9 protein-coding genes and 1 pseudogene are annotated in these 10184 nt (G+C 43.7%); 6 read left to right on the top strand and 4 right to left on the bottom strand.

Annotated elements, in window-relative coordinates; genetic code table 11:
• Nucleotides 1-694 (bottom strand): annotated as a pseudogene (locus A136_RS10160) (S8 family serine peptidase); the annotation flags it as partial.
• A 477-nt stretch (nucleotides 695-1171) separates the two neighbouring features.
• Here A136_RS10160 and A136_RS10155 point away from each other — a divergent pair.
• A complete protein-coding gene (locus tag A136_RS10155; protein ID WP_017065494.1) occupies nucleotides 1172-1573 on the top strand; it encodes an ACT domain-containing protein in 402 nt (133 codons plus the stop codon).
• 5 nt (nucleotides 1574-1578) lie between these two features.
• On the opposite strand, the gene A136_RS10150 is transcribed toward A136_RS10155, so the two are convergent.
• Nucleotides 1579-2502: a LysR family transcriptional regulator gene (locus A136_RS10150; protein ID WP_032546918.1), complete on the bottom strand. Its 924-nt coding sequence runs from the start codon at nucleotides 2500-2502 to the stop codon at nucleotides 1579-1581.
• Between the two features lie 65 nt (nucleotides 2503-2567).
• On the opposite strand from A136_RS10150, the gene A136_RS10145 reads away from it, so the two are divergent.
• Complete coding sequence (locus tag A136_RS10145) at nucleotides 2568-3413, top strand: alpha/beta fold hydrolase (RefSeq protein ID WP_017077959.1); 846 nt, start codon at nucleotides 2568-2570, stop codon at nucleotides 3411-3413.
• Nucleotides 3414-3533: 120 nt separating this feature from the next.
• Here A136_RS10145 and A136_RS10140 read toward each other — a convergent pair whose 3' ends face one another.
• Nucleotides 3534-5420 carry a methyl-accepting chemotaxis protein gene (locus A136_RS10140; protein ID WP_017065491.1) on the bottom strand — a complete coding sequence of 629 codons (1887 nt, stop codon included), beginning with the start codon at nucleotides 5418-5420 and terminating at the stop codon, nucleotides 3534-3536.
• A 335-nt stretch (nucleotides 5421-5755) separates the two neighbouring features.
• Between A136_RS10140 and A136_RS10135 the strand changes: the two genes are divergently transcribed.
• A complete protein-coding gene (locus tag A136_RS10135; RefSeq protein WP_017065490.1) occupies nucleotides 5756-6457 on the top strand; it encodes a helix-turn-helix transcriptional regulator in 702 nt (233 codons plus the stop codon).
• Nucleotides 6458-6572: 115 nt separating this feature from the next.
• Nucleotides 6573-6932, top strand: a complete 360-nt coding sequence (locus tag A136_RS10130; RefSeq protein ID WP_017065489.1) for a VOC family protein — start codon at nucleotides 6573-6575, stop codon at nucleotides 6930-6932.
• A 67-nt stretch (nucleotides 6933-6999) separates the two neighbouring features.
• Here A136_RS10130 and A136_RS10125 read toward each other — a convergent pair whose 3' ends face one another.
• On the bottom strand, nucleotides 7000-7716 hold the full coding sequence (locus A136_RS10125) for a DUF1826 domain-containing protein (RefSeq protein WP_017065488.1): 717 nt from the start codon (nucleotides 7714-7716) through the stop codon (nucleotides 7000-7002).
• Between the two features lie 291 nt (nucleotides 7717-8007).
• Here A136_RS10125 and A136_RS10120 point away from each other — a divergent pair, with 291 nt between their 5' ends.
• Entirely contained in the window at nucleotides 8008-8580 is a 573-nt protein-coding gene (locus tag A136_RS10120; RefSeq protein ID WP_017065487.1) for a YceI family protein, read from the top strand.
• A gap of 405 nt (nucleotides 8581-8985) precedes the next feature.
• Entirely contained in the window at nucleotides 8986-10176 is a 1191-nt protein-coding gene (locus A136_RS10115) for a YbfB/YjiJ family MFS transporter (protein ID WP_017065486.1), read from the top strand.
• Nucleotides 10177-10184: the final 8 nt, after the last annotated feature.

Here is a 10184-nt window from a genome sequence, read left to right as displayed (position 1 = left end):
ATTGAACTGATGTGTTTTTAGCCACACCATACTGGCTGCCGCCAATCGTTCCTGCAACGTGGGTACCATGCCCATTACAGTCACTCGAATCAGCATCATTATCTACGAAATCATAGCCAGAAACCGAGCGCCCGCCGAATTCCTCATGGTTGTTATTAACTCCCGTATCAATCACGTATGCTGTGACGCCAGAGCCATCAAAGTTAGCATTATAGTTTCGATCCAAAGGAAGGTTTCTCTGATCTATTCGGTCTAGCCCCCAAATCGCGTTGCTTTGAACGGCTTCATTTGAAACAACAGGATCGATACTGAGTATTTGGTCTTGTTCAATGTATTCCACCCGAGAATCACGTCTGAGTTGCTTTAATTGAAGTGCGTCTAGATTTGCCACAAAGCCAATAATGGAACTATCAAAAACATCGTCTGTTTTGATTGAAAACGAATTGGCCATGAGGCCTACCGTTTGTTGAGTGAACTGCTGTAATCCAGCCGCGTCATTCATTAGCATCTGCGGTTGTTTCAATACAACAATATAGCGATCAGTGATCGCATCATCTGATGAAGCCAACACCAGTGGAGCAATAGGTTGTTGTGAGTTTTCAGTAAAATTTATAACAGAACTTTGAGCCAGACTTGATGCGGAATAAATACCAAGTGTGGCTGCAATACAACAACTTAATACTTTCTTTAACATAGCTTGTTCCTTGATATTTTAGGTTTGTTGGTTGTTACCTACGACAAACACGAAAATGCAGACAGCTAGCGTTATACGCTCAATACGTGAAGCAACATTGTTACAAATTCAACCTAAGACAATACCAATGAGGTTGCTTATTAATTTATATTCATTTCACTAGGAACTGCGAGTTGGGACAAATTATTTTGAAAAGCTTATGCAAGCGTAATTTATATAATTTGATCAAAAGCTCTAATTTCAATAAAAGTTGAATGCATAGATAAAAATGGTGTATGAAAGCGGAATGATCTTCACTATTGACACATAACACACCAAAACGCTGCAAAAACCGGAAAATACAGAATTAAAATTACGGACGATTAGTCGTGCTTATAGTGAATAAATATTATTAATTGTACTCGCCGACAGCTTACCTCTATCTTGGCTGCACTATCCAACACCATAAACAAACGCGATTACGCAGGGAAAAAGACGATGACCGCCATTACCGATTTAGACATTTTGTTAAAGTCCATGTCACCAGAACTCATTGAAGGCAACTATGTTTTCTGTACTGTCGATGGAGCGTTGGCAGACTATATTCAACTCGACCCAATCGCGACCTTTCGAGAAAGAGAAGGGTTAACTTTGGTGCTGACAGAAAAAGTGGCGACTCAAGCGCAGTTAAGTTTCGACGGTGTGTTTAGCATGATCACTTTATCGGTACACTCGAGCCTAGAAGCGGTTGGACTAACCGCAGCCTTTGCCACCAAGCTAGGCTCATATGGCATTAGCGCCAACGTGATTGCTGGCTTTTATCACGACCACATCTTCGTTCAGAAAGACAAAGCTGAAGCCGCAATGAGCGCGCTTAGAGAGTTTTCAGAAGCCGAATAACTCGATCAGTTTACTCGTTCACGTATGAAGTTGACTAACAGCTTAGTTAGATGTGTGTGATAACTCATCGAACGGTAATGAATATATATCGTCAAGGGCGCTAATTGGTGATCCAAGTGCTGTTCAACCAATGTGCCCCGCTCTATTTCCTCACGACAAAACTCTCTTGGTAAAGCAACAAAACCAAGCCCGCGGATCGCAGCGGCTTTCGCGATAAACCCACCATCGACATTAATATTGGACTTGATATCCAAGCCCTTCGAGTCGTCTTTTGTCCCGCTAAAGACCCAAGGGTTGCCACCAAAAGCTTTAAAGCTAGAGATACATGGCAACACTCTTAACTCTTCAATTTTACTTGGTGAACCGTGTTCCTCCAAACAAGTTGGAGAAGCCAAAACAGCACTCTCCCATTGGCATAAAGGACGAGAAATCCAATCCCTATCATCCAGCGATCCTCGCTCAAAGCTAATCATGATATCTGGATCACTGTTGAGTGCGCTTTCGATGGACGTACTGTGTTCACAGAACAGAGATATATTGGGATAGTCGACCACAAAATCAGCAAGAACATCGCCAATGAACGGAACGTCTGGCGTGCTTAAGCGAATAGTTCCTTTTACTGATTCAGTTGAAATGGTTAGGCTTTGCAACGTCTGACTCAGGCGACGGAGCGGCTCTCTTATCTCGTTATACAGAATCTCGCCCGCTGAGGTTGGCGTAACCTTGCGGGTAGTCCGATAAAACAGTTTATTGCCAATCTCATTTTCAAGTTGTTGAACATGACGACTTACCGTAGAGCTCGGAATTAACAAGCGCTCCGAAGCCTTGATGAAGCTGTTCTGTTCATACACACAAAGGAATGAGTTTAACCAAGCGTTATCGATCCTTTCCAATCTTATTATCCCAAAATCACCAACACTGAATCTCATATTAGCCTATTTATCAGGATTATCTATCGCGATAAGGTTCAAAAAAACGATGTGAGTGAATAATGATGAAAAGTAAGAACCAGACAACCTTCGAGCGCGATGGGTATCAGCTTAAAGCCGAACAACACGGCGGAGGACCAAACTTATTGATTATTGGTAGTGTTGATTACTACAAGCGAGTAATACCGAAAGCGCTACACGACCACTTTACCTGCCTATATCTAGACCATCGTGGCTTTGCTTTAACGGGAAAAGATAATCAGACAATTAATTTGGATATTATCTCTGACGATATCGAAGCTATCTGCGAGAGTTTTAATATACGAAAAGCCTCTGTTCTTGGTCATTCAGGGCATGCTTACATGGCGCTTCACTTCGCCAGTTCTGCCAATATTCATATTGAGAAGGTTATGATTTTTGGAGCATCACCAAGCTTATCTGAAGAGATGAAAGCCAAACAGTTTTCACACTGGGAAAGTCATGCGTCAGGTGAACGAAAGCGCCTATTTAAACAAAGTATTGGAAAGCTCGAAAACGACATAAACAAAGAACCACATAAAAAGTTTGTCCATCTATGTAATCGGTTAAGCCCAATGCGCTGGGCAGATCCGAACTTTAATGAACTTCCACTTTGGGAGCGAGTACACACCAACACAACAGTACTTGACGCACTATGGGGGGATATTTTTAACAGTATAGATGTAACGACTCTGCCTATGGCTAATCAGCTAGAAGTTATTGTTGCTATTGGCGAACTCGATTTCAGTATCGCACCTTTGAGCACTTGGCTGGATTTAGGAGGGGCGTTTAAATCATTAGAACTCATTGAGCTTGAAGGCGTGTCGCATACCCCAATGCTTGAATCGCCAGTCAGTTTTATTGAACTGATGTGCCATCATCTACTCGATTAATTCAGCGGCTTATTTTGTTCCACCAGCTAGCAATAGACACAAAAAAAGCGACGTAATCTACGTCGCTTTGGCTTATTGCTTACTGTTCATTCACTGATCAGGCATCAGCTAATGAAACAGTTAAGCAAGCTTAAAAGTCGCCACTTTATCACTTAAACCAGCGGCTTGGCTCTTAAGTTCGTTCGACTCAGTTAAGCTGTCCTGTGCGCCCACAACTAGGTGGTCGGTAACATCTTTAATGGTCGTCACGTTCTGGGTAATTTCACCCGTCACATGTGTTTGCTCTTCAGCAGCCGTCGCGATTTGAGTCGCCATATCGCTGATCAAAGCAACCGCCGTGTTGATCTCTTCAAGCGCATGCGAAGCTCTGTCTGCATCTTCTACTGAATGTATCGCCAGTTTAGAACTGCTCTCCATAAGCTCAACCGCTTGCGCCGTTGTGCGCTGCAGGATATCAATTGTTGATTTGATCTCTTCTGTTGAAGAGTGGGTACGCTGTGAAAGCACACGTACTTCATCCGCTACCACAGCAAAGCCACGACCTTGTTCACCAGCACGAGCCGCTTCAATCGCCGCATTCAAAGCAAGCAAGTTGGTTTGCTCAGCAATACCTTGAATCGTGGCGAGTACTGTCGAGATCTCTTGAGCGTGCTTGTTAAGTTCGCTGATCACGTTACCCGCTTCGTTGACTTCATTGGCTAGGTTATTGATAGAACCTTTAGTGTCGACTACCAGAGCGTGACCACTGTTAGTGCTTGTCGCTGAGTCTTGTGCCGCTTTTGCTGTTTGCTCGGCATGCGATGCAATCTCTTGAGTTGCACAGGCCATTTCCGTTACAGCCGTTGCCACCATTGTGATTTCTTGCTGTTGATGGTTAAGCTCATCCACAGAACGGTTCGCACGTTGAGTACTTTGCTCTGACTGGCTATTTAACTGTTCTGACTGCCCACGGATATGGCCAATCAACTGCTGTAAGCTTCCAACAAAGGTATTGAAGTTATGAGCCAACTCGCCCACTTCATCTTGGTTTTCTACATGAATGCGTTGAGTCAAATCACCGCTACCATTCGCGATTTGCGCCAATGCTTGAGATACGTGGTTCAACGGACGGAATAGGATAGTACACAAAAGGTTAAACAATATGGTACATACAATGACGACCAGCAGTGTCACTAAAACTTGACCAATCACTGCATCAAATAACGGTGCAACCAGAGAGTCATGATTAACAACACTCACTGTAATCAGGCTCGTTCCGTCAATAGCACGTGCGTACAGAACATAGTCGCTGCCATTCAGTTCGATAGAAGTGTCTTTACCGCTAGTCAGAGCCTTTTGTACATCGGAGAAATTTAACCCAAGTGAACTGATATTCTTGTTCAGTAACTTAGTGTCAGGGTGCGTATAAACCGTGCCTTTGTTGGTCGCGATGAACATGTAACCTTCACCTGGAAGAATCACCTGCTCTAGACTGTTTAAGATGTCTGTAATTTCTACATCAGCACCCAACACAACCTGTTGCCCATGCAGTTGCATTGCTGTTCCTAATGAAACAACGTTCGCCCCAGTTGCTGCAGCAACCGTTGGGTTATCCATGAACACCTTGCTTGGGTTCGCAACCGCATTGGTGTACCAACCCCATAAACGTGGGTCATCATTGCCCGGCGGCAGTACTACTCCGTTCGCGTTCTTTTGCGAACCATCAGGAAATGCCAAGAAGACATTATCAAAAGAGGCTGAGTCACGAACCTGTTTTAGATGAGTCACCAAGCCTTCTTGTTTGGATTCTTTCGAAAGAGAAGTAAGCGCACGCTCTTTGGATAAGATCCAATCCGATACATATTGATTGTACGAAGCCGATGCGCCCTCTAAGCGCTGTTCAACTTCAATATCCAACCTTTGCAGTGAAGCACGAAAAGACAATGCCTCGACCAAAATCCCCCCCAGGATAATGGCCATACTGGCTGAAATCGCCAGCTTATTTTTAAGCGAGAGTTTCTTGAACATAGGAAACCTATAATTTGGAAGTAAAAAACCGTGGCGAACAAATTGGTTGCCAAAGCGGTTTGCAAGCGGGATATATTTTACGCTTTAAAATAAATTAAGAAACCAGCTAACCGGTTGAATTATTCATATGTGTGAGTAAGAGCACGCATCGTAACCCATTGATTTAGAGAATGGTGAACTCTAAATTTCAAATTGGAAACGAGAATAAGTTCAACGGTAGGCGTCAAACTTTAGGACTGGTAAAGGCACAGATCACGCCATTTCTCACAACCTAAATAGCGTTACGAGTTTTGATCCATTAATCTAATCGTTCATTCTGTCGTCTGAGTTTTCCTATGTCCCGAAGCCAACGTCTCTTTGACCTACTCCAACTATTACGTTGCCATAAATACCCAGTTACCGCCGACTACTTGTCGATAGAACTCAATGTAAGTACTCGCACCATTTATCGCGATATCGTGACGCTGCAAGCACAAGGTGCTGAAATTGATGGTGAAGCAGGAGTTGGCTATCTGTTAAAACCGACCTTCACTCTCCCTCCGATGATGTTTTCAACGGAAGAATTGGAAGCGTTACGGCTTGGCGCTGAATGGGTAGCGAAGCAAGCCAATGGGGAATTCAGTGAGTCAGCTAGAAATGCCATTGCCAAGATTTCTGCTGTGTTACCTGCTGACCACCAGGCCAAACGCAGTGAAGATATCGTGCGTGTTGCTTCAATCATTGAAGTCGCAGAGTTAACCATTGACCTGCCGGACATCAAGTTCGCAATTAAGCAACAGAACAAAGCTGAGATTCATTACACAGACGCCAAAGCTAAGATTAGCTCTAGAATCGTTTGGCCAGTGTTGATTGGCTTATTCGAACAACAATATGTCTTGGTCGCTTGGTGTGAAACGCGAAGTGCGTATCGTAATTTCAGGCTCGACAGAATTACCGAATGGAAAATACTTGAGCAAAAGTACCAGCATGCGCGCCACGACTTGATCAAAGATTGGCAGAACATGGAAGGCATTGCAGATAAAGTGATTCGCTACTGACAAAAACTGTCACAGGGGTTAGATACATTGCTGTGGTCCCAAACCGGGCTCAACACAAAAACCGAGTTAACTGAAACCAACACGGCAAACCCAATTGAACAGTTCAGGAGCTACTATGTTTACCATCGATTCATTTGTTCTTTATGTCACTGACATTCACCGCAGCATGGATTTCTATTCTAAAGCCTTTGATTGCGAGCCAAAGCTTCTATCACCGACCTTTGCTGCTCTAGACTTTGCAGACAACGTTAAAATTACACTCAAACAGTCAGATGTTCTAACCCCAGCAAGTAGCATCAAGGGTGGTGGCACCGAGCTCTCCATGCCTGTTGCAAACAAAGAGACACTAGAAAGTCTTTACCAAGCATGGAAAGAGAAAGGCATTCAGTTTGAACAAGAACCAGAAAAGTCGGTTTATGGCATCAACTTCCTTGCTGTTGATCCAGACGGACACCATATCCGCGTCTTCGCTTAAATGAGTGAGAGCAAGCTGCACCTAGCCGCTTGCTCATATCATAAAAAGCTCATTTCATAAAAGCTCTCTAACCGAAATCTAGAGTCAGCAATAGTCGTGTCTCATTTGGTGACGTAACTGGTGAACGGTGAACAAGGCCTCTATCCTCATTGCCACTCCAACGCTCTCCTTTTAATAACGCAACATCACCACTGGTCATTCTCTGGATGTCAGATTCGTCGTTGTACAGGCCTGAAACAGAATCAGGCTGTCCATTACTTCCACGGCCAAGCTTAGAACGGTCGACCGATTCGTTTGGCAGCCATTGCGTCGCGACACCATGATAAGTGGTCACTAAGCGGCAAGGTACTTGGTCAAAATGAAAACGAGGACACATCGCTTTATTCAGAACCGCCAAACGGAGCCCTACTTCTTCAAGATCAAACAAACAACAGAACATATCCACCAGCTCTGCCATGTTTTCTAATAACGCTTTAGAAGCGGTTCCATCGGTGGCAAATTCCAATTTATCGAGAGCATTTTCAGGTGACACGCTAACAGACTTACTGAAGCTAGGATTCGAGGCGATGAATTCACTAATTGCCATAGTTAAATCTTCATTAAACTGTCGCTGCCATACCACTATATTAATATCACTTTGGTAGATATCCGCTAATACCGTTGGCTGCTCAGAAGCGCTAAGTCCAGGCTTATGATTCGCCTGATCCTTGATACTCACAACGGAACTAATGTTAAGTGGCTGATTGCTATTCGTTATCAAAGGCTTGGTTAACACGGCATTCATTACGTCATCTCCTTGATGCATGCTTATCGTTTCTCTTTTAATTCTGCAAACGTCGTTCACAGTAATAGTGACTTTTAGTTATGTTATAACATAACTAGATTTGCACAAGTAACTTTGCCGATCATGGTTCCAATAATATGGCGATGCTCTACCTTCGTCAGGTAATTTAATGAATGCTGAACTAAGCTTCTATCTATCTTTTTCTAATTTATCTTTAGTTCAAATAAAGACTCCAAAAATGCACGACTCGAGAACGTTAAACTTGTGAATTCATCAATCTGGTGACAACTTATGAAAAAACTAATCTCTACACTCGGCCTCCTATGCACCGTTATCTCCGCTCAATCTTTCGCGGAAACGGGCTACACGTTAGACCCCAATTTATCGAATATTACGTTCGCAACTATCAAGAAGCAGTTTATTGTTGAGCCCGCATCCATCAAGCCTTTATCTGGTGGCCTTACCGAAGAGGGTCAAATTGCCATATTGTTGGACGTGAAAAGTGTGAGTACTGGCGTGGCTATTCGCGATCAGAGGCTCAATGAGCTCTACTTTGAATCGATGACTTTCCCTGAAGTGAAAATCTCTGGAAAAGTTGAACCGTCAATGTTGTCTGGTGACCCAAAAAGAACAACCATTGCAGCGGAGGTTACCTTGCACGGCGTAACAAAAACGATTGATTTTCCCGTTTTAATCGTTCCATCAGAAGAGTTAGTGATGGTTAGTTCAGCCTCGACAATCATCGTCAATGGCGCTGATTTTGGAATATCGACAGACAACTTGAACAAGCTATCAGCTACCGTTGGTGGGTTAGCGATTTCCGACAAAATCCCTTTAAGCTTCAATCTGCTCTTCGATAAATAATGGGTTCACACCTACCCAGTTAGATCTTTCTTAATTCACATTCATCTATCGTTTAAGGTGGGTGAATGTGAGTTAAAACCGGCAAGTCAGCAAACAGTTCTAGATAAACAAGTCACTCATGTTCAATTAAAGCGGTCGGTCGTCCAACTTTAGTCTAACCATTAATCACTCAAATCTGCGGTGATTAAAACAATCGCTTATTGCCTTATCCTCGGCAGAACAACACATCCACCTAAGTGTTTAAACACACTCGCTATTTACCTATCTCAAACCGGTTTTAAATGAGCAAATTATATGACTAACCGCCTAGTGATATTGATGGTGAATGATGTCAATATGCAAAACTAAACAAAGATCTTGTCCTAGTGCTAGAACATCTAGCTAAACCTAAAAAGAGCCCTTTTCATGCTGAATAAACACATCGTTAATCGAGACAGCTTGGCTGGAATGGGGGCCACTCTAATAGGCAACGGGATCGGTAGGTTTGCCTATATAGCATTAATGCCGGCTCTCATTCAAAGTGGTTGGTTTAGCGAAAGTGATGCATCTTACCTTGGTGTCGCGACCCTTCTTGGGTACATATTGGGTGCACCTGCTGCCAACATACTGCTGCGTTACTTTAGTGCTGGGCAGTTAATTCGATTCGCTATGTTGATAAGCAGTTTTAGTTACTTAGGCTGTGCGCTACAAGAGGCGCCCTTAACATGGTTCTATGTTTGGCGAACGTTGGCTGGAATTGCGGGTGCCTTATTAATGGTTGTCGCCCCACCAGTGATTGTCCGAAAGTTTAATCCCGATGTGAAGGCGCGTGTCAGCGGTGTCATATTTTCAGGCATTGGACTTGGTGCGATGTTATCAGGCACATTAATCCCAGTACTGATCTATTTTAGTGTGGTGTCGGCTTGGATTGGCATGGGAGTGATCGCATTAGTCACAACGATACTGACTTGGAATGCATGGCAAACCCAACCTAATACGTCTAAAGCGCCTTATATAAAGTCCTCCTTCTCTCAGCTCTCAAAGCCAAAACTAATCAGCGTTGCGCTTATTCTGGCGGCGTATACCTTCGATGCTATCGGCTACTTACCCCATACCTTGTTTTGGGTTGATTACATCGTGCGAGAACTGGGTATGTCGTTCAGCAGCGGTGGTTTGTTCTGGGCAACCTTTGGTATTGGCGCCGCCATTGGACCATTGATTACAGGCATCTTAGGAGACAAGTTAGGGCTTAAAAAATCCCTCTGCATTGCATTTAGCCTCAAGGCTTTAGGCGTCGCATTACCGCTTGTTAGTACACACCCTATCGCGCTGTTAATTTCTTCATTACTGGTTGGTATTTTCACGCCGGGAACGGTAACTCTAGTGTCGACTTACACGTTGGAGATTGTAGGCTATGAACTGCATACCAAAGCGTGGGCAGGAATGACACTCTCTTTTGCTGTATCACAAGGTGTGGTTGGGCTTTTGATGGCGTACTACTTAAATCATATGGCTTCATACGACGTGTTGTTCACCGTTAGTACTGCTGCTTTGATGCTGTCTGCGGTGTGTACCTTAATGACTGTAACTCACTCTAAGCCTGAACACTTGACCTAGATCTAAGC

Origin of the sequence: Vibrio crassostreae 9ZC13 (genome assembly GCF_000272045.2) — a bacterium.
GTDB lineage: Bacteria > Pseudomonadota > Gammaproteobacteria > Enterobacterales > Vibrionaceae > Vibrio > Vibrio crassostreae_C.
This window is presented reverse-complemented; position numbering and strand designations above follow the sequence as displayed.